This is a genomic window from Anaeromassilibacillus sp. 1001302B_160321_C8 (assembly GCF_015554745.1).
GTDB classification, from domain to species: domain Bacteria; phylum Bacillota; class Clostridia; order Oscillospirales; family Acutalibacteraceae; genus Anaeromassilibacillus; species Anaeromassilibacillus stercoravium.
Window position 1 is genome coordinate 264327 of record NZ_JADNJD010000001.1, and the last position, 25251, is coordinate 289577.

A 25251-nucleotide genomic window follows, 5' to 3' on the forward strand; every position below is an offset into this window, starting at 1 on the left:
CGATGTATCAGAAATTGATGATTCAAGGGCAGATTGAAGTGCTGACCGGGTTACATATCGGCGCGTCCGACGTCTATGCCGCCATCGGCGCGGCAAATTCCCCTGTGGTGCGGGACCCAAAGACGCAGTACCCCATCATTCCCGGCAGCAGCTTGAAAGGGAAAATCCGGACGCTCCTGGTGCGGGATGCCGTGGAGGGCTATGTCTTGCCGGAACCGAAGGACGATCCACCCCCAATTGCCCGGTTGTTTGGAAAACCAGCTTCCAGTGCAGAAACAAAGGCGGTGGCTTCCCGGCTTCAATTTATGGATTGCTTCCTAGCCAATGCAGACGAGTTGATGGACACCGGCTTTACAGAGGTCAAAACGGAAAACAGCATTAACCGGCTGACGTCGATTGCCAATCCGCGGCCTTTGGAGCGCGTGATCCGGGGGGCAAAATTTTCCTTTGCGGTGATCTATAATGTGGAAAATCCGGCGGAAGTAGAGGAAGATTTCCAAACGCTCGCGAAGGGGATGCAGCTGCTGCAATTGGATTATCTGGGCGGCCATGGCAGCCGGGGCAGCGGACGCATCCGTTTTGAGGAGCTCAAGGTCATCCAGGCGACGGGCAAAACGGAAAAGATCGAAACCCTGCAAAAGACGCTTGAGGGTGTGAAAGATGCGAACGTATTACCTTTATAAATTTCATTTTTATGGGGCGCTCCACATTGGGCCGGACGATGGGCGGAATGTCTTGCAGTCGTCTGGGATTCTGCTACATTCCGATACGCTGTTTTCTGCCCTGTGTATTGAGGCGCTGCGGGACGAAACAGCGCGAAACAGCCTCTTGGAAGAGGCAAAGGCAGGGCGGTTCCTGCTTTCGGACGCGTTTCCCTACCGGGCAGACGAGCTCTTTCTCCCGAAGCCGCTGATCCGCACAGAACAAGGGCTCCGGCAGATGCAGGACCCGGGACAGCGGAAGCTGTTCAAAAAATTGACGTACCTGCCAGCCTCCCTTTGGGATGCGTACTTGGACCTCTGGCGGGAGGGCCGTCCATTCGACGCGGCCGCCTGCCTGCAACAGCTTGAAAACCTGTCCTTTTTGGATGAACGCGCCTGTGCCGCCGTGCGCGGCAAGGAGGAGACCGACCCATACCTCGTGCGGGGGCTGCAATGGAACAAGGACTGCGGCCTATATTGTATTCTGGCTTTTGACGATGATCGTGTGCGCTCCCTTGTGGAAGGCCTTTTGCAATCCCTGCCCTTTAGCGGGATCGGCGGAAAACGGAGCGTTGGCTTCGGAAAATTTCAATTGGAGCGCTGCGGTGAATTGGCTCAAAGCGCCTGCGAAGCGGCCCGGGTTCTGGGGACATACCTGTCCGGAGAACCCGCCGCCCACTGGATGACCCTGAATACCTCGCTCCCGGCAGAGGACGAGCTGGAGGAAGCGATGGAACACGCGGAATATTCCCTTTGCAGAAGAGGGGGCTTCGTCCATGGAATGGGCTACAAAAAGCGGACGGTCTATGCGTTTGCGTCCGGTTCCTGCTTTTCCAAACGGTTTTCCGGCCAGGTGCGGAATGTTGCGCCGGAGGGACGCCAACCGGCGCTGCGCATGTTAAAACCGATGTTTTTGGGGGTGGATGTATGAAAGAAACCATCCATATGGTGATGCGCGTCTTGACGCCGGTCTTTGTGGGATGCGGGCAAAAACTCTTGAAGAAGGAGTACATCTATATCCCGAACGAAAACCGCGTCTATGTGCCGGACCGGGACCGCTTTTTCTCCTGGCTACAGGAACGGAATCTGGTGGACGCATATACGGATTTCATTCTCAGCAGCGACAACAGCCTGTACCAATGGCTGCTGTCCCAGAAGGCGTCCAAGGAAGAGATTCGCGGATTGGCCGCGTATACGGCGCACGGCGGGGATCGAACCATCAACGGAAAGCCGATCCGCCTGGACGATATCCATTCCATGGTAAAGGGGCCGGGCGGAAAACCCTATCTTCCCGGCAGCAGCATTAAGGGCGCTATGCGGACGGCGCTCCTGAACAAGATGGTCGCCGGCAAGAAGCCGTGCCCGTTTCCGGAAGATGCATTCCACAAGGGCGTGCAGGAGATGGACGCGCGTGTAAAATCCGGGAAGGAACCGCATGGCCGTGCCAGCAAGAGCCTTTTTCGCCGGGAAGCCGGAAACATCGAAGAAGGGCAGTTCCACAAATTGCGGCTGGTCAACCAAAAGGGGAAAGAAATTCCGAGCTATAATGCGGTCTGCTCCGCCATGCGCGGGCTGTCGGTTTCGGACAGCCTGCCGGTGGAAGCATCCTGCCTGACGCTGTGCCAGAAGCTGGACGTGGGGCCCAGCGGCGGGATTTCCTCCCGCGTGCCCATGATGCGCGAGTGTTTGAAGCCCGGCACGGAGCTGCACGCCGCCCTCACCCTGGACGACTGCTTCCTGCGGGAGGCGGGGATGGACCGGCAATTTTTGGTCGAGGCAATCCAGGAATTCTATGCGCTGCAAAACCGGCAGTTCGTCGCGAAATTCCATGGGTTCGAACATGAAGCGGAGGAACGCGGGTGCGTGCTCTATTTGGGCGGCGGGTGCGGGTTCCCCAGCAAAACGATCCTCCAGTCCCTGTATGGGGATGCAGCGCTTGCTTGCACCGCAGAGCTGCTCACCTTTTTGTTCCCGGATGGCTACCATGAAACCGACGTGGCCGCCGGGGGTTCCCCGCACATGCTGAAATGCACCAAATGGGAAGACCGCCTGGTCCCCATGGGGAAATGTGAGGTGCTGTTTCCATGACGACGAGCATCCGCCTGGAATTGGAGGAAACCCATCGCGCGCCCCTGGTGGCGGAGGACGCCTATTGCCTGTACGGTTGGCTGATGGAGCAGCTTCCACCCGCTTATGCCGCGTATCTGCATGAGGAAGGCGAGCGGCCGTTTTGCCAATATCTGCTCCCGTCGAGGGAGGAACGCCATCGGGCTGTGTATCAATGGACGCTGTTTTCGGAGGACGCAGTGCAGATGGTCGCGCCCATCCTGCTGAACAGCACGTCCTTTCCATTCCGCAGCGGTGGGAAGCAGGTCTGCGTGCGAAGGGCGGAAAAAGAGACGTTCCGCTTTGAAGAGGCGGTCGAGCGCTGTTTTACCGCGCCGGCGCTTCCATCTTCCTATCAGCTGCGCTTCCTTTCTCCCACGACGTTTAAAACCGAAAACCAGTATGCGCTGTTCCCCACCGCAGGGCTGGTGGTAAAGAGTGCGGCCTCGCGCTTTGCGCTGCTGGACAGCGGTGTGACGCTACAGGATGAAGAGGCGCTCCGGCAGCTCGTCGAATCGGCGCGGATCATTGGCTATTCGCTCCACACGCAGAGATACAGCATGAAAGGCGCCGTGATACCGGGCTTTACCGGTTGGATACGGCTGGCCATCCATGGACCAACCTCCATGAAACGGCTGTTTTGGCTGTTGATGTGCGCGCTGCCCCATACCGGCGTTGGAATCAAGACGGCGCTGGGGATGGGCGGCTGTACGGTGGAAGAATCTTTCCCAAAAACAGAGGAGGTTTTTTCATGGAACAGATGAACATCAAGTCCCTGCTTCGCAGCAAGCAGACGCTGCTGGAATCCAAGCTAGATGTGTTGATCAACCATCCGGTCACAAAGGGCGACCACTGCGAGGGGGCCTGGATCGACTTTTTCCGGAGCTTTTTGCCCAGCAAATATGCGGTGGATAAGGGGTTCGTATTCGACAGCAAAGGGGCGGTCAGCGAGCAGATTGATATTATCATCTATGACGCCCTGTATTCCCCGCTGATCTTTGGAACCGATGCGGGCGAAAAATTCATCACGGCGGAAAGTGTCTATGCGGTCTTTGACTCCAAGCAGAAGATCGACAAGGAGACGGTGGAGTACACAAACCGGAAAATCGAAAGCGTGGTGAACCTGCACCGGACATCGCGTAGAATGGTTGTCGCCGGTCGGGGGGTTTCCCCCAGAGACCTGCCGCCCATTCTCGGCGGGATTCTGGCCGCGGCATCCGCTGGTTGGAGCACAGTGGAGTCTTATGTGAAGGACAATCCGAACCTTGACATCGGATGCGCGGTAAAATCCGGCTCTTTCTTAGTAAAGCGCGATCCGGAGAGAAATTTCTTATCCATGCTGCACAGCGAGCCGGAGGAAGCGGTTCTCGCGTTCTTTTATATGATTCTGGATGAGCTTTATAAGCTCGGGACCGTCCCGGCGATCGATATCCGCGATTATGCCAACGCGACATTGACAAACGTCCGCTTAAAAACGGACGAAGAAAATTTGCAGACGGAGTTATCCGAAAAAACTTCCGCGGCAGATGGTTCTGCCGCGGAAGAGAAGGAAAGCCAAGAGGAACCGGCTGTAAAATAAATAACATGTAAATCAAACAAGGCGCCTATCCCATTTGCGTGGGGTAGGCGCCTTGTTTTGTCCCCTGGCGGGGATTGTTTCGTTGTGGGTGAGGCGGCAAGCCATTGTTTGATGTTTCCGTCCCCTTACGAGGTGTGAGCTGTAACGGGAGATGGTGATGACGGTACATCGTTGGTTTGCATTTCCGTCCCCTGGCGGGGTGTGGTTGTGATGGTTCTCCAATATTCCTAACATCCCATGACATCCCATAGCCCCCCTTACGAGGCATAGGGTGTAATGCGAAGATAAGAAAGTTCTTGGTTACTACCAACTTTATTTTCGTCCCCTAACGAGGTGGAAGTGATACCTTGTCCTATCGAAGTAAGAAGTAGCCTGTAATATTTACGACTAAGTTTCTCCGTCCCCTTACGGGGAATGCGTTGTAACTGCGGTGCCGGCTGGATTTCGCTAGACTACACCACATAGCCGTCCCCTGGCGGGGTAAGGATTGTAACTCATAACCATATGGACCATACGGGATTATCGTCCCCTAACGGGGCGTGGATTGTAACACAATTTGGAACTTGGTGTCACAAGTTGTTAGAAAGTTTCCGTCCCCTAGCGGGATGGAAGTGATACCTCGTCCTATTGATGTAGCCTGCTATATTTATGACTGACTTTCGTCCCCTTACGGGGGAAGATTTCTGCCTTGGAATAGATGGCGTTTGGTTGGATGTGGCAGAATTGCCGTCCCCTGGCGGGGGTTGGATTTAAACATAAGATTTAACAAAATGAACTTATGTAAACATAGTTTTCCGTCCCCTAGCGAGGTAAAAATTGTAACTCATAATCATATGGATCATACGGGATTGTCGTCCCCTGACGGGGCGTGGATTGTAACTCCTCCCGGCCCATCCTGCGGCCGGCAAACTCCTGATTGTCGTCCCCTAACGGGGCGTGGGTTGTAACTTGGTGCATTACCATTGTCGGAATACCTTATGGTAGTTTCCGTCCCCTAACGGGGCGTGGATTGTAACTACTCCCTTCCGGGATTCCGACCGCGTTATTGAGCGTTTCCGTCCCCTAACGGGGCGTGGATTGTAACATCCGCCTCAGAAATGCCTATCAGCTCAAAGGTTGTTTCCGTCCCCTAACGGGGCGTGGATTGTAACTCCACCCCTATTATACCCAGAAACCATGCGGGTTGTAAAGGCTCAAAGTGCGAACTTCATAAAAATAATCCCTATTTTGCCAAGCTTTTAGCAAAAATACCGCTCCATCCCAGGCGCACTGCGCGGTGCGAACTTCCCGGAAAACGGCTGTGTGCTTGGGGTTCGCACAAAGGCGGTTTTGTGCCCGGGAAACCGCTTTTCTGGTCAGCATTTCGAGGCGGATGCATTTTCCAAACTCTTTTGCAGATGTTTTTCCCAGCCGCTTGTGTCGTATGATTTATGGAGGATTGCTGTGTTCAAAACCAGCGTTCCATTGTGGCTCTTTCCTCCAAAGGGCGTTCTAATTTGCGCATATCCCAGGCAAAAAATGGGCATTCTTCCCCTCGTGGGGAACAAATTTTCCGGTTTACATAAAATATTTCATCTGTTCATGATTTGTTCATATATATGCGTTATACTTTTAGCACACTCGATAAAAGAGTGCTAAAAATACATCTCAAACCCGCATGAACACTGAATGTGTAAACGATAGGAGGGGTTGAACATGAATGCACAGAAATTCACCCAAAAATCCCTGGAAGCCATCCAGGAAGCCCAAAACCTCGCCATTGAAAACAACAATATGCAGATCGAGGAAGAACACCTCGTGGCGGCTCTGCTGCAACAGCGCGACGGGCTGATCCCGCAGCTGCTGAAAAAGATGCATGTAGACTGCGACGCCGTCCAGCGCGCAGTGGCGGAAAAGATTTCCCGCATCCCGGGCGTGACCGGCCCGGGCCGTGAGGCGGGGAAAATCTATGTTTCCGCAGACGTGGATGCAGTCCTGACTGCGGCGGAAAAAGAAGCCGACCGGATGAAGGACGAGTATGTTTCCGTCGAGCATATCATGCTTGCGATTTTGAACCGGCCCAACAACGCCATGAAGGACGTCTTCCAGCGCTTTGGCATTGAGAAGAACGCCTTCCTGACCGCGCTGTCCAGCGTGCGCGGCAACACCCGCGTGACCAGCGACACGCCGGAGGAAACCTATGACGCGCTCTCCAAATACGGCCAGGATCTGGTTGAACTTGCAAAGAACCATAAGCTCGACCCGGTGATCGGCCGCGACGACGAGATTCGAAACGTCATCCGTATTCTGTCCCGCAAGACGAAGAACAATCCGGTGCTGATCGGCGAACCCGGCGTCGGCAAAACCGCTATTGCGGAAGGCCTGGCGCTGCGCATTGTGCGCGGGGACGTGCCGAACAACCTCAAAGACCGCAAAATTTTCTCCCTGGATATGGGCGCGCTGATTGCCGGCGCGAAATTCCGCGGCGAATTTGAGGAACGCCTCAAGGCGGTGCTGAACGAGGTCAAGAAGAGCGAGGGCAGGATTATCCTGTTTATCGATGAGCTGCACACCATTGTGGGCGCGGGCAAAACCGAGGGCTCCATGGACGCAGGCAACCTGCTCAAGCCGATGTTGGCGCGCGGCGAGCTGCACTGCATCGGCGCGACGACGCTCAACGAGTACCATCAATACATCGAAAAGGACCCGGCTTTGGAGCGCCGCTTCCAGCCGGTCATGGTGGATGAGCCGAGCGTGGAGGACACCATCTCCATCCTGCGCGGCTTAAAGGAACGTTATGAGGTGTTCCACGGCGTCAAGATCCAGGATCAGGCGTTGATTGCCGCGGCGACGCTCTCCAACCGCTATATTTCCGACCGTTTCCTGCCGGATAAGGCCATCGACCTGGTGGACGAAGCGTGCGCCATGGTCCGCACAGAGATCGACTCCATGCCGACCGAGCTGGATGAGATTTCCCGCAAGATCATGCAGCATGAAATCGAGGAAGCTGCCCTGAAAAAGGACACCGACCCGCTGACGCAGGAGCATTTGAAGGACATCCAGAAGGAACTGGCGGACCTGCGCGCCCAGTTCAAGGAAATGAAGGCAAAGTGGGAAAACGAAAAGCAGGCCATCGGCAAAGTGCAGAAGCTGCGCGAGGAAATTGAGCAGGTCAATGCAGAGATCGAAAAGGCCGAACGCGCCTATGATTTGAACAAGGCCGCCGAATATAAGTATGGCAAGCTGCCAGAGCTGCAAAAGCAGCTGGCAGAGGAAGAGCAGATCGCGGAAAAGAGCCAGTCCTCGGAGACAAACCTTCTGCGCGACAAGGTCACGGAGGAGGAGATCGCGAAGATCGTGGCCCGCTGGACGGGCATCCCGGTCTCCAAGCTGATGGAGAGCGAGCGCGAGAAGCTGCTGCACCTGGACGACATCCTGCATGAGCGGGTGGTCGGACAGGACGAAGCGGTGGAGAAGGTCAGCGAAGCGATTCTGCGTTCCCGTGCAGGCATTCAGGACCCGAACCGCCCGATCGGTTCGTTCCTCTTCCTGGGCCCCACAGGTGTGGGCAAAACAGAGCTTGCAAAGGCCCTGGCGCAGGCGCTGTTCGACGACGAGCGCAACATGATCCGCATCGACATGACCGAATATATGGAGAAATTCTCCGTGTCGCGTCTGATCGGCGCGCCTCCGGGATATGTCGGGTACGAGGAGGGCGGCCAGTTGACCGAGGCGGTCCGCCGGAAGCCGTACTCCGTCATCCTCTTTGACGAGGTGGAGAAAGCGCACCCGGATGTATTCAATATCCTGTTGCAGGTGTTGGACGACGGCCGTATCACAGATTCGCAGGGCCGTACCGTGGACTTCAAGAATACGATTATCATCCTGACCTCCAACCTCGGCTCCAGCGCCATCCTGGAAGGGATCGGTGCAGACGGCCAGATCAGCGAACAGGCGAAGGAGCAGGTGAACGCGCTGTTGAAGCAGCAGTTCCGGCCGGAATTCCTGAACCGTCTTGACGAGATTGTCTTCTACAAGCCGTTGACGCGCGACGAAATAGGCCATATTGTGGACTTACAGATGGTGGACTTACAGCGCCGTCTGGCGGATAAGCAGCTCGGCGTGAAGCTGACGCCTGAAGCCAAGACGTTCATTGTAGACAGCGGTTATGACCCGGTCTACGGTGCGCGCCCGTTGAAGCGTTTCCTCCAAAGCAAGGTCGAAACCCTGATTGCGAAGAAGATCATCCAAGGGAACATCAAGCCGCGTGAGACGCTCCTCGTGGATTATGACGGCAATCAGCTTGTTATAAAAGACGAGGCATAATGGAACCTTATTAAAGAATGGATGCAGTGCAATGTGTGTATCACAGTGCACTGCATTTTTTATTGGAATAACAACAAAATAGTCTGTTTTAGGACTGTAAAATGTAATAAAATAAATGGAGCATTATTGTATAAAACATGCGTTGATTTTATAAAATCAATAATATAAAATATGAAATGAAATATATAAATGAAAGGATTAAACGAAAAGAGCGTGTATAAAAGCACATATTTTAGATAAATATTCGGGGTTTGATGAAAAAGAAAGGGTGATTGCATTGAAAAAGAGATGGGTTGCCTTCCTGCTGGCATTCTGCATGGCTTTGACAGATCCAATTGGCAATCTAGCGTTTGCGTCGGATGGACAAGGGCAAACAGCCGGCGCAACGGCGGCAAACCAGGGCGCAATCTTAGAAGCATCAGAGGAAGCGTTGACCGTCAGCCAAGTGGGGGCATATCCGGTCGATCTTACCGCAGAGGGAAATTTGGACTGGCTGTATTTCAATTCTACGGATGCTCAGTCCTAGCTCTCAAAAAAGCATAAAGAATAAACAAATATCCTCTCCGAGCCTTTTCGGGGAGGATATTTATTATCGGATAAACGGACGATCAGTCGATGTCAAAATTGCCTTCGGTTCATCGCACGAAATATTGTTATTTTATAAGGAATGCGATATAATGAAACCGGTTATATTCTGGGAAGATTCCCTGGTGTGGAGGAACACCGTATGATTGATAAAGATTTTATAGATCATTTGGAGGAGCAAATCCACCAGACAGTCCAGGACGCCCTGGATCTGAAAGAGACTGTGGTCCGCACAGTGCGGGAAAATGTGGATGCCCATCGAGGTCCGGTCCCGCCCCAAAGACCGGTTCCACCTCGCAGGCCCGCCCCTCCGAAGCCTTATGTATATCCGGGGCGGCCTGTTCCCCGCTCAAATACCCAATTGCGTGTCCGTAGGAACCCGGGAACCTCGATTGCGGGTACCGTCATGGAGATCGTCGGGTTGGCTGGGGCAATCCCAACCGGTCTGGCGTTTGTGATCCTTGCGCTCGCTTCTCTGCTGGCGGGAATGCCCTGGGCCGCGTTTGCGATCTCCAGTGTGGTGCTGGTTCCGCTTTGTGTGGGGTTTACCGTATTGGCTATTTGCGGCGTGCGCAAAGTCCGCCGGAAACGCCGGTTCCAACGGTATCAGGCGCAGTTGAATGGCGATACCTTTTGCTCGCTCGACCTTTTGGCGGCCTCTGTGGGTGAATCAAAATCCTTTGTCATTCGCGATTTGCAGAAGATGATCCGGGACGGCTTGTTCCCAGAGGGGCATATCGATGAGCAGGAGACCTGCTTTATTGTCACGAACGAGACCTATCGGCAGTATCTGCAAGCCCAAGAGAGCGCACGCCGCCGGCAGTTGGAAGAAGAACGGAAAAAGCAACAGCCGGAGGCGGATGAGGCCGGCGAATGTGAGCGGGCGATTGCCGAGGGGCGCGATTATCTCTGGCAGATTCGCGAGGAAAACCGTGCGATTCCGGGAGAAGAATTTTCGCGGAAGCTGTCCCGATTGGAAGAGATCTGCGCGAAGATTTTCGATCATGTAGAGGCCCATCCGCAGAAATTGCCGGACATCCGCAAATTTATGCAATACTATTTGCCGACCACTTTAAAATTGCTCAAGGCCTATCGCGAGTTTGACGGACAGCCGGTGCAGGGAGAAAATGTCACCAAAGTGAAGGCTGAGATCAGCGATACGTTGGATACGATCAACACCGCCTTTGAGAATCTCCTGGACAGCCTGTTCCAGGATGATGTGATGGATATTTCGACGGATATCTCCGTGTTGGAAACCATGCTCGCGCAGGAGGGCCTGACCGAGGATGCGTTCCGCAAGAAGAAACCGTAAATGAATCGGAGGAAATTGCTATGGACGAGACTTTTCAGGAGCAACCCGTATTGACCTTTGAGCCCTTTGCGGATGAGCCGTCCGCCTCACTGCAAAAGGCAGAACCTGCGCAGGCGCCCACCGAAGCGCCGGTGTTCGACGAGAGCAGCCTGTCGCCGGAAGAGCGCAAAATGGTGGACGATTTTGCCGCAAAGATCGAATTGAGCAATTCCAATATGATCTTGCAATACGGCGCGGGCGCCCAGAAAAAGATGGCGGACTTCTCGGCGGATGCGCTGAACAATGTGCGCACAAAGGATCTCGGCGCGGTCGGGGATATGCTGTCCAGTGTGGTAACGGAGCTGAAAAGCTTTGACGTGGAGGAAGAGGAGAAAGGATTCTTCGGATTCTTTAAACGGGGAGCCAATAAGATGACCGCGTTAAAAGCGAAATACGACAAGGTGGAAGCCAATGTCGAAAAGATTTGCGCGGTTTTGGAGCGCCATCAGGTGCAGTTGCTCAAGGATGTCGCCATGATGGACAAGATGTACGAGATGAACAAGGTCTATTTTAAAGAGCTGTCCATGTACATTTTGGCAGGAAAAAAGAAACTGGCGCAGGTGCAGCAGGAAGAACTCCCCAAGCTCGTGGAAAAGGCTAAGCAGTCTGGCCTGCCGGAGGATGCGCAGGCCGCCAACGATCTGAACGCCCTGTGCAACCGCTTCGACAAAAAGCTGCATGACCTGGAGTTGACCCGCATGGTGTCCATCCAGATGGCGCCGGAGATCCGGCTGGTGCAGAGCAACGACACGCAGATGTCGGAAAAGATTCAGTCCACGCTGGTGAATACCATCCCGCTTTGGAAGAGCCAGATGGCCCTGGCCTTGGGGATCGCCCATTCGCAGCAGGCGGCGCAGGCACAGCGCGAGGTTACGGACATGACGAACGAGCTGCTGCGAAAGAATGCCGCGACGCTGAAAATGGCGACTGTGGAGACAGCCAGGGAGACCGAGCGCGGCATCGTGGATATGGAAACCCTGCGCGAAACCAACCAAAATTTGATCTCCACCCTGGACGAAGTGATGCATATACAGGAGGAAGGCCGGCAGAAGCGCCGCGAGGCGGAGGTGGAGCTGGGCCGCTTGGAAAACGAACTCAAACAGAAGCTGCTGGAAATCCGCGGATAATGCGAAAGATAGCAGATCGGCCGCTCCGGTGCATGGACACCGGGCGGCTTTCTGTTTTTCCAATACAAACCATTTGAGAGTCACTGGATTTTTGTGCGGCAGCGTTCTATAATAAGGTAGAACATTTGATTGGAGATGAGCGTATGGAGGGCCCGGACCGTGTGATTCTGCACTGTGACTGCAATGCATTTTACGCATCAGTGGAATGCCTGCTGCATCCGGCTTACCGGGATGTGCCGATGGCGGTCTGTGGGGACCCCGAGAACCGGCACGGGATCATATTGGCAAAAAATGAGCGGGCCAAGCGGTTCGGCGTCCAAACCGCGGAGACCATCTGGCAAGCGCGGCGCAAATGCCCCGACCTGGTGCTCGCCCCGCCGCATCGTGACCAGTATGCCATATATTCCAAGCGGGTCAACGCGATCTATCAGCGCTATACGGATTTGGTGGAGCCCTTCGGCATCGATGAAAGCTGGCTGGACGTCACCGGGAGCCAGAGGCTGTTCGGTTCCGGGCCGGAGATCGCGGACCGCCTGCGCGCCGAGGTCCAGCGGGAGACCGGCCTGACAATTTCGGTTGGGGTTTCCTTCAATAAGATTTTTGCCAAGCTGGGCAGCGACTATAAAAAGCCCGATGCGACCACGGTGATCTCGCGGGAAAATTACAGGGACATTGTGTATCCTCTTTCGGTGAGCGCCCTGCTCTATGTGGGGAAAAGCGCGCGGGAAACCCTGCAAAACATGCGCATCCGCACCATCGGCGACCTGGCCCATGCAGACCGTAAGGCGCTGGTGGCAAGCCTTGGAAAGGCCGGCGGCGAGCTCTACGACTACGCAAACGGGCTTGACAAGAGCCCCGTGAAGAGCATTTATGAGCCGAAAGAGGTCAAGTCAGTGGGAAATGGGCTGACTTTTAAAAGGAACCTGGTCGGGTGGGACGACATCCGGCTCGGCGTTACAGTCCTGGCCGATACCGTTGCAGCGCGTATGCGCCGCAGTGGGGTGAAATGTTATACGGTACAGCTCAATATCCGCAATCCAAGCTTTAAAACCATCTCGAGGCAAAAGCCGCTCGCGGTGCCGACCTTTTTGTCAAAGGAGCTGGCCCGTGCAGCTATGGAGATATTGGCGGATTCGTGGAATCCCAATGCGCCGATCCGCATGTTGACGCTTACCGGGACCAACCTGGTGCCCGCGGATGAAGCGCCGGGGGAGCAGCTCAGTTTATTTGAACACTCCCGGCAGGAGGAGCGCAAAAAGCAGGAGAAACTGGAGACCACCTTGGACGCCATCCGGGAAAAGTTTGGCAAGGATGCGGTGTCCATCTGCGGGGTGCTGCAAAACGACATCGGCGCGGATTGACTTGCATTCCGGCCAAGGTCTTGCTAAAATGAGGACAAATCAGCGTTCGGCCGGTGTGTTCGCCGGACGGATGGAAAGGATCGCGATACCATGCAATACCGTGTGTTTGGAGATACGTATGTTGTGCGCCTGCAAAGGGGCGAGGAGGTGCTCGCCTGCCTGCGGGAGTTATGTGAGAAGGAATCCATCTCGCTGGGGACGGTTTCAGCCATCGGTGCGGTCAACCATGTGGTGGTGGGCGTGTACCGGGTGGATGAACAGAAATATGTTGCCAACACCTTTGACGGCGTGATGGAATTGACCTCCCTGATGGGGAACATCACGGAAAAAGACGGAGAACCCTATCTGCACCTGCACGCCACCTTCGGGGACCTCACCGGAAAGGTGATCGGCGGGCACCTCAACGAGGCGGTGGTCAGCGCCACCTGTGAGCTGTTTGTCCGGAAGGTCGAGGGCCATGTAGGGCGCAGGTTGGACCCGGAGACGGGGCTGAATATCTTTGATTTTTAAGGAGGATCTACCAATGGTCAAGCATATTGTCATGTGGAAATGGAAGGACGAGGTAAAGCAGGATCACCCGGAAGCACTGGTTGCTTCCCTGCAGGAGCGCTTCAAGGCGCTGTTGGGCGTGGTGCCGGGCCTGAAAGAGATTGAATTCGGCGCGAATTACAACGGCGGGGAATATGACATCGCCCTGTATTGCGCGTTTGCAACTAAGGAGGACCAGGACGCCTATCAGACCAATCCGGCGCATCTGGCCGTGGCGGAAACAGTGCGCGCCTCCACCTGTGGACGCGCCTGCGTCGATTACGAAATCGCATAAACGGCGTTGAAAAACCGTTCGCCTGCTTTGTTGGGAAGGATACTTTCCAATGTTTGATAAATATTTGTGAAGAACTTTTTTAGAAATCAAAAAGGAACACCTGGTGTTGCTGTACCAGATGTTCCTTTTTTTCACGGGTATCTAAGCAGATTAGACGCTGTGAAACCCTTTGCCGATGATCTCGCTGGTATTGGAAATGAGGATGAACGCACCGGGCTCCACCTGCTTGATATACTGCCGCAACTGCACAGCCTGATACCGCTTGAGAACCGTAAAGATGATGTATTTCTTATCATGGGAGAAGGCGCCTTCCGCTTCACAGACGGTGGCGCTGCGGCCAAGCTTATGCACAATGTAGTCGCAGATGGGCTCCGGGCTGCTACAAACCACATTGAAATATTTGCACAGGTTGATGCTCTCAATCACGTTGTCAATCACCAGGGATTTGGAGAACAATCCCAGCATCGAGAACAGGAATGTTTTAATATCGAAAATGAAGAACGCGGATAGCGTAATCAGCAGGTCGCTCAGCAGGAGTGCGTTGCCGATGTTGACGCTGGTGAATTTCTTTAGGATCATCGCCACGACGTCCGTGCCGCCGCTCGAAGCGCCGATGTTGAACAGAATGGCGGAACCAAGGCCCGGCAGCACAATGGCGAAGATCAGTTCCAGAAGGGGATCGTCCGTCAGAGGCTTGTCCAGCGGCCAGAGATATTCCATCCCCGAAAGCGCCACCGACAGCAGCATACTGGAATAGACAGTGCGTACGCCGAATCCCTTGCCCAAAAAGAGGAATCCTAAGAGCAATAAGACGAGGTTTACAATAAAGTTGACCGTACTGGGGGAGATGGGCATCACCTGGCTGACAACCACTGCCAGACCGGTCACCCCACCAAACGTGAAATTGTTTGGAAACTTGAAGAAATAGATGCCCACAGCCATCAATAGGGTGCTGAGAGTGATGAGCGTATACTCTTTGGCGGCTTTTAGAATAGTTTCTTGGCTTGGCAGAGCGAATTTCATCGCGATCCCTCCGTAAAACGGTGTCGTTTCTTTTATGTTAGAAGAGCAGCAAAATGGTAGTTTTAGCAGTTGCGGCGTTTTGGCCATCCCTTGGAAAAGGTTCGTGGTACCGCTTCAGAAATATTGATGGAAAGCCGGACAGTGAAAAATCGGTCCGAAGGATTTCTCCGTGTTTTCAACGCTGTGTGGGGTTCTCATCTTTCCAGGAAAAAATTCCCCTTTCTATCTTTATCTTACTATATGGTTCACGTATTTTCAAGAATTCTACGAATGGAAGATAGGGAATCTGCCGATTCGGATGGCGCGCGGCCGGTATACCTTGAATCAATAGGAAGAATTTGTTATAATACAATCAATTATTGCCGAAAAACAGGGCGAAAAATGTGCCCAAAAGATGGGGATGCGGGCGCCGCCGGCCGCTGCCCGTGCATGGAAACCGGCGGGGAATGGAGTACTTATGGCGAAGGTTACCCTTCTAACGTATACCCCGCAGCCGGAAAAGACGGTCGCGATGGCGGCGAAGCTCTGCTATTCGCCGTCCTCCATCGACCAGATCGGCGAGGGATTGACGGAGGAAAAGACGGCTTCTTTTGTACAGATGTTGGCGGAAATCGGACACGAAAGCCCGATCGAGCACGCCTCGTTTACCTTTGGGATCGAGGGCGTTTCCCGCTCGCTGTTGGCGCAGATCACGCGACACCGCATTGCATCGTTCAGCGTGCAGAGCCAGCGTTATGTCGCGGAGAGCGATTTTGCCTATGTGGTCCCGCCGGAGATCGAAGCGATCCCGGAGGCGAAAGCAGAATTTCTGGCGGCCATGGAAGAGGATCGCCGGCACTATGAGCGCTTGACGGCGCTTTTAATGGAAAAACATCGAAAGGCTCTGCTGGACGAGGGAAAGAGCGAAAAGGAGGCCGCGCGTGCTGCGGAGAAACGTGCGATTGAAGATGCGCGCTTCGTGCTGCCGAACGCCTGCGAGACAAAAATGGTCTGCACGTTCAACGCACGGTCGCTCCAAAACTTCTTTGCATTGCGCTGCTGCAACCGTGCGCAGTGGGAGATCCGGGACGTTGCAACACAGATGCTGTTTTTGGTGCGAAAGGTTGCGCCGCATCTCTTTGCAAACGCCGGCCCTGGCTGTCTGCGCGGCATCTGTCCGGAAGGGAAGATGTCCTGCGGAAAGGCAAATGAAGTGCGCGCATTCTTCCATTCGGGGGAAGACGCATGAGCGGGAAACTGATTACCCTGGAAGGGCTGGATGGAAGCGGGAAAGCGACGCAGACGGAGCTCCTGTGTAAGGAACTGGCCGGAAAGGGCATACGTGTGCGGAAGATTTCGTTCCCGGACTATGGGCAGCCTTCTTCCGCTTTGGCAAAGATGTATTTGGACGGGAAATTTGGAGAAAATCCGGAGGATGTGTCCGCTTATGCGGCCTCTTCTTTTTATGCGGTGGACCGTTTTGCCAGCTACGCGCAGTTTTGGAAGGAAGACTACCAGAGCGGCGCAGTGATTGTTGCGGACCGTTATTCCACCTCTAACATCGTGTTTCAGATGTCGAAGCTGCCCAGGGACGAATGGGATGCATTCATCCAGTGGGTGCAGGATTACGAATACAACAAACTGGGGCTTCCACAACCGGATTGCACGGTTTATCTGGACATGCCCCCCTCTGTGAGTCAAAAGCTTCTGAGCGGGCGCTATCACGGCGACGAGCGAAAGAAGGATATCCACGAGCGCAATACGGCTTATCTGCGCGCTTGCCGGGAAAGTGCGGCTTACGCTGCAAAAATGCTCGGCTGGCTGGTTATAAATTGCGCAGAGGGCGACAATGCTAAACCTATGGAACAGATTCACAGGGAATTGATGAAAGAATTGGCAGGAGAGATCAACTTATATGTTTAATTGGAAAATTCCAGAAGTTTCAGACCGAGAATGGATGCAGCCGGCGCTTTCCGCGTCCGGCGGAATGGGCAGCGAATTTGCCTTTGGCACCCTATACCTTTGGTCCTGTGCGTATGGCACGCGTGTGTGCCAGCACGACGGGTTGGTGCTGCGGTGTTCCGGGACCGAGGGGAACCGGTTCTATCAGTTGCCGTTGGGACCGGGGGATCTGCGCAGCAAGGTGGAGCTGTTGCTCGCCGACGCAAAGGAAGCCGGATGCAAATTCCGCCTGTGGGGGTTGACCAAACAGGAGACGGAACATCTGGAAGAAGCGATGCCGGGGATGTTCCGGTTCCAATTGGACCGGGATGCGTCGGACTATATCTATGCGTCGCAGGACCTGATCCATCTGGCGGGCCGCAAGTTCCACGGGAAGCGGAACCATCTGGCGCGGTTCCAGCGTTCTTACAATTGGTCCTATGAGGATATCACGCCGGAAAACTACGCGGATTGCAAGAAGATTGCCCACGAATGGTGTGTCCAAAACGGCGGATGCGGCAAGGAGGATGGCACGGACGACGAGACCTGCGCCATCAATATGGCCTTCCGCTCCTTTGAGGAGCTGAAGCTCTCCGGCGGCCTGCTGCGCGTGGACGGCAAACCGGTGGCATTTACCGTTGGCGAGGAGATCAACCCGGAGGTCTACCTCCTTCACTTTGAAAAGGCCCTCAGCGGTTATGAGGGGCTCTATGCCGCCATTAATCACGAATATGCGGCGAACCATCTGGAGAACTACCGTTATATCAATCGGGAAGAGGATTTGGGGATTGAGGGCTTGCGGAAAGCAAAGCTCTCTTACAACCCGGCCATCCTTTTGGAAAAATACTCCGCGACTCTGCTTTCGGAGACGGAGGAAATCACGGAATTGGAACAAGGCGACTGAGTGGAGGCGGTGCGGCGGTGATCGGTTTTGCAAAATGGGAGGACCGTCCGGCTTTGGCGGAACTCTGGCAGGTCTGTTTTGAAGAGGAGCGGCGGTACGCCAATTTCTTTTTCAACAACGCGTTCCGCCCGGAGAACTGCCTGGTCTACCGCGTTGCGGGCCGGCCGGCGGCGATGCTGCATCTGTTGCCGGCGAAGATCGTCTGCGGCGGGAAGCCGGTGCGCATCCACTATGTGTTTGCCTGTGCGACCGCGCCGGAGCACCGTTCCCACGGATACATGAATGCGCTGCTGGCCTATGCCGCGCTGGTGGGTTCCCAGAGGGAGGAGCAGTTTTCCGCGATCCTGCCCGCCAGCCCGGGACTATATGACTATTATGCAAAGTCCGATTACGTCACTTTTTTTGAACGGGACGAATACCGGCTTTCGGCAGAACAGCTGCGGGAAAAGGCGGCCGTTCGGGGAGGACGCAGGGCGTTTACGCCTGCCACGTTGAACCGGATGCGCAGCGCGCTGCTGCGGGACCGGGAAGGGTCCGTCCTTTGGGGAGACAGCGCGTTCTGGTTTGCGGTGGAGGACAACCGCATTTATGGCGGCAAGCTGGTGTGCGCGGAAGGACCCTCTTATGCGGTATGCCGGTGGGAACAACCGGATGTCTGTGAGATTACCGAATTCATGAGCGCGCCGGAGCACCTGCCTGCCCTCTTTGCGGCGCTGCTTCAGGAAATGCCTGCGCAGGATTACCACATCCGGCTTCCGAAGGGAAGCGGCCTTTTTGCTGCGGCGGGCGTGCCCTCCCTTTCGGCCCCGGAACCCGCCTTTTGCGGGATGCTCCGGCCGTTGGACGGCGCCTCCTTGGAGCAAATTCATGTTGGGGATCAAAAGCCGTATCTTGGCTTAGGAAAAGATTAAAGATCATCCGCAAGGAAAGGAGCGTTACACAATGATCTATGTATTTTTGGCAAATGGATTTGAAGAAATTGAAGCGCTGGCGACCGTGGATATCCTCCGCCGCGCGGAACTGGATGTCAAAACCGTGGGCGTGGGCGGCAAGACCGTCACGGGTTCGCATGGAATCCCGGTGACTGCGGATATCGAGGAAAAGGATGTCACGACGGACGACATGGAATTGGTCGTTTTGCCGGGCGGCATGCCGGGCACGCTGAACCTGGAGAAGTCCCCGATTGTGATGGCGTCCGTGCGCTATTGCCTGGACAACAGCATCTATGTGGCGGCCATCTGCGCGGCACCCTCCATCCTGGGGCATATCGGCGCGCTGAAAGGCTGTACCGCGACGTGTTTCCCGGGGTTTGAAAAAGAATTGGAGGGGGCAAGCCTTTCCTCCCAGCCGGTCTGCGTCAGCGGGCGCATCATCACCGGCAAGGGCGCAGGGGTAGCGGTGGACTTTGCCCTACGCATTGTGGCGGAGCTCTGCGGTTCGCAGAAGTCGGCCGCGATAAAGAAATCCATCCAGTGTCAGAACTGACCCTCCTATAAAGGAAGATCGCATGTATATCAAGAACATCAAGGAACTGAAAAAGAATTTGCGCGCGCGATACCGCCGCTATCGGGAGAAGATGAACGCGGAGCAAAAGATCCGCCTGGACGCCTCGATCCAATGCCGCCTCCTGACGTTGGAGGAATACCTGCATGCAGAAACCCTCTTTATTTATGTCAGCAAGCCCATCGAGGTGGACACTCTGGCGGTGATTAATGCTGCGCTCGCCAATCACAAACGGGTGGCCGTGCCGCGCTGTGTGCCGGATACCTTTGAAATGGAGTTTTATTACATCACCTCCCTGAGCGACCTGGAAAAGGGAACGTTCGGCGTGCTCGAACCCATTGTGGACAAATGCGAGCGCGTGGGGGATTCTTATGGGCGGGCACTGTGCGTCGTTCCGGGCTTGAGTTTTGATGCACAGGGGTACCGCCTGGGATATGGGAAAGGATATTACGACCGTTACCTTGCGCAGTTCCGCGGGATCACGGTGGGCATATGCTATCTGGGGTGCATCCAATGGAATTTGCCCCATGGGTATTACGACCGGCCCGTCGATATTCTGATCACAGAGAAGTATGTCCGCAGAATTGCGAGGCAGGAGGATACGCCATGAATGACGATAAGCGCAACGAGGAATTGCGCCGGAGGAAAATTGAAAATTTCCGGGTGCAGATTCCCGAGGATTCATTCCCGCAGGAATCAGGCAGATCCCCGCGGGAGGAGCCGCCGGCGATCAATAGTTATAGCCGTCCGGAGAAAAACCACCGAGCGGCGGATGTCCGTATGGCGGAGCGTAAGGCGGCACGGCGGGCGGCAAAGGCCCATAAGAAGCGCAATAAACAAAAGCGTGGCAAGAACAAGCTCTTTTTCCGCCTGGTGTGGCTGATGATGGTGCTGTTCATCGGGGTTGCGCTGGCGCAGTATGCAGTCACCGGTATCAACGATATGTTGGCGATTGGACGCGATGCAGTCAATGTCACGGTTGATATCCCTAAAGGGGCCAGCACTGACCAGATCGCCCAGGTGCTGCAGGAGGCCGGCGTCATCCAGCGCTCAGACTTTTTTAAGCTCTATTCAGCGATGACGAAGGCCGACGGCCACTACAACAACGGTACTTATAAGCTGAACACCAGCATGGATTATGAGGCGATTATCAACAATTTGCAGTCCAATGCCAACCGTGTGGACATCGTCAAGATCACGTTCACAGAGGGTATGAACGCATTGGAGGTTGCCCAACTTCTGGAAGAGAACGGCGTTTGCTCCCAGGAGGACGCATTGAACTACATCAACTCCAACGCATTGGATTCGAAGTACGATTTTCTCCAGCAGCTCACCGGCGACCGTTACTATCATATGGAGGGCTACCTCTTCCCGGACACGTACGAGTTTTTCAAGGACGAATCCCCGGAGGATGCGATTTTGAAGCTGGTGAACAACTGCGACCGGAAATTGACCGACGAGATCCGTCAGGAGATCACGGCGAGCGGCATGACCATCGACCAGGTGATGACGCTGGCCTCCATGATCCAAGCTGAGGCCGCGGATGAAGACGATATGTATATGATTTCCTCCGTCTTCCACAACCGTTTGAACAGCGACGGGTCGAATGGGCTCCGCCGCCTGCAATCCGACCCGACCATGTACTATCCGTACCGTACAAAGGATGCCATTCCAGAGGACATCCGGGAGACGTATTCGAGTAAATACAACACGTATGAAATCGAGGGCCTCCCGGCGGGGCCGATTTGCAATCCCGGCTCCAAGGCGATTGACGCGGCCTTACATCCGGCGGATACCAACTACTATTACTTCTGCCACGATGCGGACCGCAATGCGTACTATGCGGAAACCCTGGAGCAGCATCAGCAGAATCTACAGAAGGCGGGGTTGCGATGAGCGATATCAGAGACAACCGGCCGGAGTTGTTGGCGCCGGCCGGGGATATGGAATGCCTGTGTGCGGCGCTGGACTTCGGGGCGGATGCGGTTTATCTGGCGGGCCAGATGTTTGGCATGCGTACGGCGCCCTCCAATTTTACCCGTGAAGAGCTGCAAACAGCGGTCGCCCTGGCGCATGTGCGCGGGGTACGGGTGTATATAACCTGCAACACGGTGCCGCGCAACAAGGAGATCGACCTGCTCCCGGACTATCTTGCCTTTTTACAGGCGGCAGGGGTAGATGCGCTGATCGTCACCGACTTAGGGGTGATCGACCTTGCCAAGCGCTATGCGCCGAAGGTGGAATTGCATGTCTCCACCCAGGCCGGTATCACCAATTACGCGGCGGCGAACGCCTTTTACCAGCTCGGCGCCAAGCGCGTGGTGTTGGCGCGCGAAACGACCATGGAGGAGATCGCAGAGATCCGGGCGAAAACGCCGAAGGATTTGGAAATCGAGGCGTTTGTGCACGGCGCGATGTGCATGTCGTTCTCGGGGCGGTGCTTACTGTCCAACTATATGGCGGGCCGTGATGCCAATCGGGGCGCCTGCGCGCAGCCGTGCCGGTGGAAGTATGCGTTGGTCGAGGAAAAGCGCCCCGGCCAATATATGCCCATCTATCAGGAAGGGGAGGGTTCCTATATCCTGAACTCCAAAGACATGTGCATGGTGCGCCATCTGCCGGAGCTGCTCCGGGCAGGAGTTACCAGCCTAAAGATCGAGGGACGTGCAAAGTCGTCGTATTACGTGGCGGTGACGACGAACGCCTATCGCTGGGCGCTGGACGAGCTGGAGCAGCATCCGGACACCCCTGTTTCGCCTTGGATTGTGGAAGAGTTGGATAAGATCAGCCATAGGCCCTATAGCACGGGCTTTTATCTCGGCGGCGAGCCGGGCCAGGAGACCGTCCAGGGCGGGTATGTGCGCAATTACGAGGTGATCGCCGTTTGCGAGGACTACCACGACGGCATTGCGATTTTATCACAGAGGAACCGCTTTTTCCGCGGGGAGACGGCGGACGTGTTGGAGGTCGGGGAACAGCCCTTCGACCTGCCGCTCGACGAACTGTTCGATCAGGATGGGCAGCCGATCGAGTCCGCGCCGCATGCGACCATGACGGTTCTGTTAAAAACAGAACGGCCGCTCAAACGCGGGGCGATCCTGCGGCACCGCCGCACAGAGGATTCCTAAGAGTAAGAGGAGGCAATCCATTTGGAAGCTGTACAGACCACTCCAACGCAGAAGGTGCGCTACGATTGGGTGGACGCGCTGAAATTTCTTGGTATTTCGTCCATCTATGTCGGCCATATGGGGGAAGCGGCCGGCGCGCTGTATCCGTTTACGTTTCAGTACTGTGTGGCCTTGTTCTTCTTGGCGTCGGGCTTTTTCGCCCCACACACCGAACAGCAGGCCTTTTGGCCGTTTCTCAAGAAGAAGTTTTGCGCCATCGTATTGCCGTACTTTGCGTTCAGCGCCATCAACGTGGTGGTGAATGTGCTCACCTGGGGCTGCTCGTTTACCGAATTTGTAGACCTGGTGGTTGCGGTCTTCATGGGCGTGCGGACAAAGACAGCGGCGGCGGCCCTGTGGTTCCTTCCGTGCCTGTTCGTGATTTCGATTGGGCACTACCTGCTGAAGAAACTTCTGCGGTGGGAATGGCTGGTTGTTTTGGTGGGCCTCGGCTTTTATGTGGCGACAGAGATCGGCATTCCCTACCGGCCGGTGGGAGAGCCGCGCATGTTCTTCGGCATCGACAGCGCGATGTGCTATATCCTCTACTATGCTTTGGGCGCGGCGCTTTTTCCCTATTTGAAGGACTTCCATTTTCGTTCGTTGAAGCCATGGGCAAAGGCGCTCTTTTGGGCTGTGACGCTGGCGTGTGCATTTGTCGCATGTGTGGTTTATTTTAAGGGGCCGTCGTTCCCGATTGACGCGCTGCCGTTCGAACTGCCAAGGGCTATCAGCGTGTTTTATTCCGCTGGCTTGGCGCTATCGCTTGTCTTCCTGAATTTTATCGGGGCAAAACTGCTCGCGCATGTACACGCATTTACGGAAATCGGCCGCAATACGCTGATTCTGTGCGGCACAGAAAATATTATGAAAGAGATTCTCGCGGCTTTGGTCTCCCTGACCGGGTTGAAGCTGGAAATCTCCTCCCATTTTGCCGCTTTCGTCTATGCATTTTTCATTCTATATCTTTCCAGCCGGACGGTAATCCCGCTGATCCGGGACCATTCCAAAATCCTTTCCGGGACATTCCGGTTCGGGGAATCCTGATGGTTTAAATGTCCTCTTGCCAGGCCATACTGACAAGAGGACATTTTCTATTTTATGGAGAGGAGGAGCGGTATGGAGCGGATCTGTAAACGGACCATCGCCTTTTTCCTGCTTCTGATGCTGGGGATGCTGGTCGCGGTTTTGAGCGTTTTCACAGTGGCCAGCGGGACCACCCTTGCCCAGACCGCCGACCAGCAGCGGAGCTACCGGCTGGAGGTGGCGCAGACGCGCGGGACGATTTACGACTGCAAGATGCGCAGCTTCACAGGGCAGCAGACCGAATACGCGGCGGCGATTGTGCCCACCATTGAGGATGCAGCGGCCCTGAGCCGTATCCTAACCCAGCAGGAGATGGCAGACATATACCCCTCCCTGACTGCGGGAAAACCGTTCGCCCTGCGGGTAAAGGATTCCTTTACCGCGGAGGGGGCGGATGTCTTTCCTGTGGAAAAGCGGTATACGGACGAGCAGTCCGCCGTGCATGTGATCGGCTACCTGGACGGCGCGGGGGTGGGCGTCTCCGGGATCGAAAAGCTCTTTGACCAACAGCTCTCCCAGGGGCAGGGGGAGATCAGCGTCACGTATCAGGTGGACGCGACCAACCGGGTGCTTGCCGGCGAGGAAAAGGCCATCAACGACACCTCCTTCCTCAGCCGCCGTGGGGTGGTTTTGACGCTCGACCAGGAGATTCAAACCATTGCGGAACAGGCGGCCAAAAAGCACCTCAAAAAGGGCGCTGTGGTGGTGACGGAGATCCCCACATGCAAAATCCGCGCCATTGTGAGCCTCCCGGATTTCAACCCGAACGATGTGGCCTCCGTGTTGGAGGACGAGGACGCCCCCTTGCTGAACCGCGCGCTGTCCGCCTACAGCGTGGGATCGGTCTTTAAGCTGGTTTCCGCGGCGTCCGCCCTAGAATATGGCATCCCTCCGGAGACGCGCTACACCTGCACAGGCGGCATCCAGGTTTCCGATGGGATCTTCCATTGCTATAACGGGGAAAGCCACGGCGAGGAGGACATGAGCCGCGCGATTGCGCAGTCTTGCAACACCTACTTTGTGCATGTGATGCAGCAGGTGCCGCAGGCGCAATTCCTGTTGATGGCGCAAAATCTCGGCTTTGGCAGCAGCGTGGAGATCGCGCCGGGCTTTTCGTCTGCGGCGGGCGACCTCCCCACACTGGACAGCCTGAACATCCCGAAGGCCCTGGCCAATTTCTCCTTTGGGCAGGGCGATTTGACCGCTACCCCGGTGCAGATTGCGGGCATGGTCAATGCGATCGCCAGCGGCGGGGAATACACCGCCCCGACGATCTACGAAGGGTTTGTCAACGAAAACCTGCAATATCTGGACCGGGCCAAGACACCGGCGACCCGGCGCGTGATGACGGAACACACGGCGTCCCTGCTGCGGTCGTTTATGGAAGAATCGGTCAAAGAAGGGACCAGCGAAAAATTTGCACCTGCCTCCGGCGGTGCGGGTGCAAAGACGGCCACTGCGCAGACGGGAAAATACGAGGACGGCGTGGAAAAGGTCATCTCCTGGGTGGCGGGGTATTATCCTCAGGAGGAGCCGCGCTATGTCATCACCGTAATGGGCGAGGATGGAACGGGCGGCGGGGCCACCTGTGGCCCGGTGTTTAAGGAGATCGCGGACGCGCTGCCGCTGGAATAGCAGAAATCGGGCAGGAAGGCTACCTTTTGCCGGGATGGATTCTTGACATTCCGGCTGTGGACGTTTATAATCAAT

The 25251-nt window shown here is 55.4% G+C and carries 23 protein-coding genes and 1 CRISPR repeat array; of the genes, 22 read left to right on the forward strand and 1 reads right to left on the reverse strand.

The window, feature by feature from the left end; genetic code table 11:
* The first annotated feature begins 2 nt into the window (after positions 1-2).
* From csm3 to I2E77_RS01165, 12 genes are all read left to right on the forward strand, one after another.
* Positions 3-683, forward strand: a complete 681-nt coding sequence (gene csm3, locus I2E77_RS01110; RefSeq protein ID WP_195450438.1) for a type III-A CRISPR-associated RAMP protein Csm3 — start codon at positions 3-5, stop codon at positions 681-683.
* Positions 661-1632 carry a type III-A CRISPR-associated RAMP protein Csm4 gene (gene csm4, locus I2E77_RS01115; protein WP_195450439.1) on the forward strand — a complete coding sequence of 324 codons (972 nt, stop codon included), beginning with the start codon at positions 661-663 and terminating at the stop codon, positions 1630-1632. The genes csm3 and csm4 overlap by 23 nt, the downstream gene beginning before the upstream one ends.
* Entirely contained in the window at positions 1629-2789 is a 1161-nt protein-coding gene (csm5, locus tag I2E77_RS01120; protein ID WP_195450440.1) for a type III-A CRISPR-associated RAMP protein Csm5, read from the forward strand. Before csm4 ends, csm5 begins: the two co-directional genes overlap by 4 nt.
* Positions 2786-3571, forward strand: a complete 786-nt coding sequence (gene cas6, locus I2E77_RS01125) for a CRISPR system precrRNA processing endoribonuclease RAMP protein Cas6 (RefSeq protein WP_191362263.1) — start codon at positions 2786-2788, stop codon at positions 3569-3571. The genes csm5 and cas6 overlap by 4 nt, the downstream gene beginning before the upstream one ends.
* Entirely contained in the window at positions 3559-4386 is an 828-nt protein-coding gene (locus I2E77_RS01130; RefSeq protein WP_195450441.1) for a DUF6602 domain-containing protein, read from the forward strand. The genes cas6 and I2E77_RS01130 overlap by 13 nt, the downstream gene beginning before the upstream one ends.
* Positions 4387-5233: 847 nt before the next feature.
* A CRISPR array of direct repeats spans positions 5234-5537; the repeat unit is 33 nt; unit sequence GTTTCCGTCCCCTAACGGGGCGTGGATTGTAAC.
* Positions 5538-6081: 544 nt separating this feature from the next.
* Complete coding sequence (clpB, locus tag I2E77_RS01135; RefSeq protein WP_195450442.1) at positions 6082-8691, forward strand: ATP-dependent chaperone ClpB; 2610 nt, start codon at positions 6082-6084, stop codon at positions 8689-8691.
* Between the two features lie 277 nt (positions 8692-8968).
* Positions 8969-9217, forward strand: a complete 249-nt coding sequence (locus tag I2E77_RS01140) for a hypothetical protein (RefSeq protein WP_195450443.1) — start codon at positions 8969-8971, stop codon at positions 9215-9217.
* Positions 9218-9418: 201 nt separating this feature from the next.
* Positions 9419-10588 (forward strand): 5-bromo-4-chloroindolyl phosphate hydrolysis family protein, encoded by a 1170-nt coding sequence (locus tag I2E77_RS01145; RefSeq protein WP_195450444.1) that lies wholly within the window; start codon positions 9419-9421, stop codon positions 10586-10588.
* A gap of 20 nt (positions 10589-10608) precedes the next feature.
* Positions 10609-11754, forward strand: coding sequence for a toxic anion resistance protein (locus tag I2E77_RS01150; protein ID WP_191362260.1), 1146 nt, complete (start codon positions 10609-10611; stop codon positions 11752-11754).
* A gap of 143 nt (positions 11755-11897) precedes the next feature.
* Positions 11898-13115, forward strand: coding sequence for a DNA polymerase IV (gene dinB / locus I2E77_RS01155; RefSeq protein ID WP_191441869.1), 1218 nt, complete (start codon positions 11898-11900; stop codon positions 13113-13115).
* Positions 13116-13205: 90 nt separating this feature from the next.
* Positions 13206-13625, forward strand: a complete 420-nt coding sequence (locus tag I2E77_RS01160) for a PPC domain-containing DNA-binding protein (RefSeq protein WP_087230221.1) — start codon at positions 13206-13208, stop codon at positions 13623-13625.
* 13 nt (positions 13626-13638) lie between these two features.
* Positions 13639-13938, forward strand: coding sequence for a Dabb family protein (locus I2E77_RS01165; RefSeq protein WP_191405619.1), 300 nt, complete (start codon positions 13639-13641; stop codon positions 13936-13938).
* Positions 13939-14088: 150 nt separating this feature from the next.
* On the opposite strand, the gene I2E77_RS01170 is transcribed toward I2E77_RS01165, so the two are convergent.
* On the reverse strand, positions 14089-14961 hold the full coding sequence (locus tag I2E77_RS01170) for a YitT family protein (RefSeq protein ID WP_087230227.1): 873 nt from the start codon (positions 14959-14961) through the stop codon (positions 14089-14091).
* A gap of 457 nt (positions 14962-15418) precedes the next feature.
* Between I2E77_RS01170 and thyX the strand changes: the two genes are divergently transcribed.
* The 10 genes from thyX to I2E77_RS01220 all read left to right on the forward strand — a co-directional run bounded on the left by thyX (position 15419) and on the right by I2E77_RS01220 (position 25176).
* Entirely contained in the window at positions 15419-16189 is a 771-nt protein-coding gene (gene thyX / locus I2E77_RS01175) for an FAD-dependent thymidylate synthase (protein ID WP_087230230.1), read from the forward strand.
* On the forward strand, positions 16186-16863 hold the full coding sequence (locus tag I2E77_RS01180; RefSeq protein ID WP_191362257.1) for a dTMP kinase: 678 nt from the start codon (positions 16186-16188) through the stop codon (positions 16861-16863). Before thyX ends, I2E77_RS01180 begins: the two co-directional genes overlap by 4 nt.
* The gene (locus I2E77_RS01185; RefSeq protein WP_195450445.1) at positions 16856-17785 is read left to right on the forward strand and encodes a DUF2156 domain-containing protein; all 930 of its coding nucleotides are present in this window, start codon (positions 16856-16858) and stop codon (positions 17783-17785) included. The genes I2E77_RS01180 and I2E77_RS01185 overlap by 8 nt, the downstream gene beginning before the upstream one ends.
* Before the next feature lie 17 nt (positions 17786-17802).
* Positions 17803-18696, forward strand: coding sequence for a GNAT family N-acetyltransferase (locus I2E77_RS01190; RefSeq protein WP_195450446.1), 894 nt, complete (start codon positions 17803-17805; stop codon positions 18694-18696).
* A 31-nt stretch (positions 18697-18727) separates the two neighbouring features.
* Positions 18728-19270 carry a DJ-1 family glyoxalase III gene (locus I2E77_RS01195; protein ID WP_191362255.1) on the forward strand — a complete coding sequence of 181 codons (543 nt, stop codon included), beginning with the start codon at positions 18728-18730 and terminating at the stop codon, positions 19268-19270.
* 22 nt (positions 19271-19292) lie between these two features.
* Positions 19293-19898, forward strand: coding sequence for a 5-formyltetrahydrofolate cyclo-ligase (locus I2E77_RS01200; RefSeq protein ID WP_087230244.1), 606 nt, complete (start codon positions 19293-19295; stop codon positions 19896-19898).
* A complete protein-coding gene (gene mltG / locus I2E77_RS01205; RefSeq protein WP_195450447.1) occupies positions 19895-21184 on the forward strand; it encodes an endolytic transglycosylase MltG in 1290 nt (429 codons plus the stop codon). The genes I2E77_RS01200 and mltG overlap by 4 nt, the downstream gene beginning before the upstream one ends.
* On the forward strand, positions 21181-22416 hold the full coding sequence (locus I2E77_RS01210; protein ID WP_195450448.1) for a peptidase U32 family protein: 1236 nt from the start codon (positions 21181-21183) through the stop codon (positions 22414-22416). Before mltG ends, I2E77_RS01210 begins: the two co-directional genes overlap by 4 nt.
* Before the next feature lie 21 nt (positions 22417-22437).
* Positions 22438-23502 carry an acyltransferase family protein gene (locus I2E77_RS01215; RefSeq protein WP_191521056.1) on the forward strand — a complete coding sequence of 355 codons (1065 nt, stop codon included), beginning with the start codon at positions 22438-22440 and terminating at the stop codon, positions 23500-23502.
* 72 nt (positions 23503-23574) lie between these two features.
* A complete protein-coding gene (locus I2E77_RS01220; protein ID WP_207738152.1) occupies positions 23575-25176 on the forward strand; it encodes a peptidoglycan D,D-transpeptidase FtsI family protein in 1602 nt (533 codons plus the stop codon).
* The last annotated feature ends 75 nt before the right edge of the window (positions 25177-25251 follow it).

Bases quoted from the DNA above. Each gene is read 5' to 3' on its own strand.
- I2E77_RS01145 (WP_195450444.1), top strand. From the start codon at position 9,419: ATGATTGATAAAGATTTTATAGATCATTTGGAGGAGCAAATCCACCAG.
- I2E77_RS01195 (WP_191362255.1), top strand. From the start codon at position 18,728: ATGATCTATGTATTTTTGGCAAATGGATTTGAAGAAATTGAAGCGCTG.
- I2E77_RS01185 (WP_195450445.1), top strand. From the start codon at position 16,856: ATGTTTAATTGGAAAATTCCAGAAGTTTCAGACCGAGAATGGATGCAG.
- thyX (WP_087230230.1), top strand. From the start codon at position 15,419: ATGGCGAAGGTTACCCTTCTAACGTATACCCCGCAGCCGGAAAAGACG.
- csm4 (WP_195450439.1), top strand. From the start codon at position 661: ATGCGAACGTATTACCTTTATAAATTTCATTTTTATGGGGCGCTCCAC.
- I2E77_RS01130 (WP_195450441.1), top strand. From the start codon at position 3,559: ATGGAACAGATGAACATCAAGTCCCTGCTTCGCAGCAAGCAGACGCTG.
- I2E77_RS01150 (WP_191362260.1), top strand. From the start codon at position 10,609: ATGGACGAGACTTTTCAGGAGCAACCCGTATTGACCTTTGAGCCCTTT.
- I2E77_RS01220 (WP_207738152.1), top strand. From the start codon at position 23,575: ATGGAGCGGATCTGTAAACGGACCATCGCCTTTTTCCTGCTTCTGATG.
- I2E77_RS01165 (WP_191405619.1), top strand. From the start codon at position 13,639: ATGGTCAAGCATATTGTCATGTGGAAATGGAAGGACGAGGTAAAGCAG.
- csm5 (WP_195450440.1), top strand. From the start codon at position 1,629: ATGAAAGAAACCATCCATATGGTGATGCGCGTCTTGACGCCGGTCTTT.
- mltG (WP_195450447.1), top strand. From the start codon at position 19,895: ATGAATGACGATAAGCGCAACGAGGAATTGCGCCGGAGGAAAATTGAA.
- cas6 (WP_191362263.1), top strand. From the start codon at position 2,786: ATGACGACGAGCATCCGCCTGGAATTGGAGGAAACCCATCGCGCGCCC.
- I2E77_RS01180 (WP_191362257.1), top strand. From the start codon at position 16,186: ATGAGCGGGAAACTGATTACCCTGGAAGGGCTGGATGGAAGCGGGAAA.
- csm3 (WP_195450438.1), top strand. From the start codon at position 3: ATGTATCAGAAATTGATGATTCAAGGGCAGATTGAAGTGCTGACCGGG.
- I2E77_RS01160 (WP_087230221.1), top strand. From the start codon at position 13,206: ATGCAATACCGTGTGTTTGGAGATACGTATGTTGTGCGCCTGCAAAGG.
- I2E77_RS01210 (WP_195450448.1), top strand. From the start codon at position 21,181: ATGAGCGATATCAGAGACAACCGGCCGGAGTTGTTGGCGCCGGCCGGG.
- clpB (WP_195450442.1), top strand. From the start codon at position 6,082: ATGAATGCACAGAAATTCACCCAAAAATCCCTGGAAGCCATCCAGGAA.
- I2E77_RS01200 (WP_087230244.1), top strand. From the start codon at position 19,293: ATGTATATCAAGAACATCAAGGAACTGAAAAAGAATTTGCGCGCGCGA.
- dinB (WP_191441869.1), top strand. From the start codon at position 11,898: ATGGAGGGCCCGGACCGTGTGATTCTGCACTGTGACTGCAATGCATTT.
- I2E77_RS01170 (WP_087230227.1), bottom strand. From the start codon at position 14,961: ATGAAATTCGCTCTGCCAAGCCAAGAAACTATTCTAAAAGCCGCCAAA.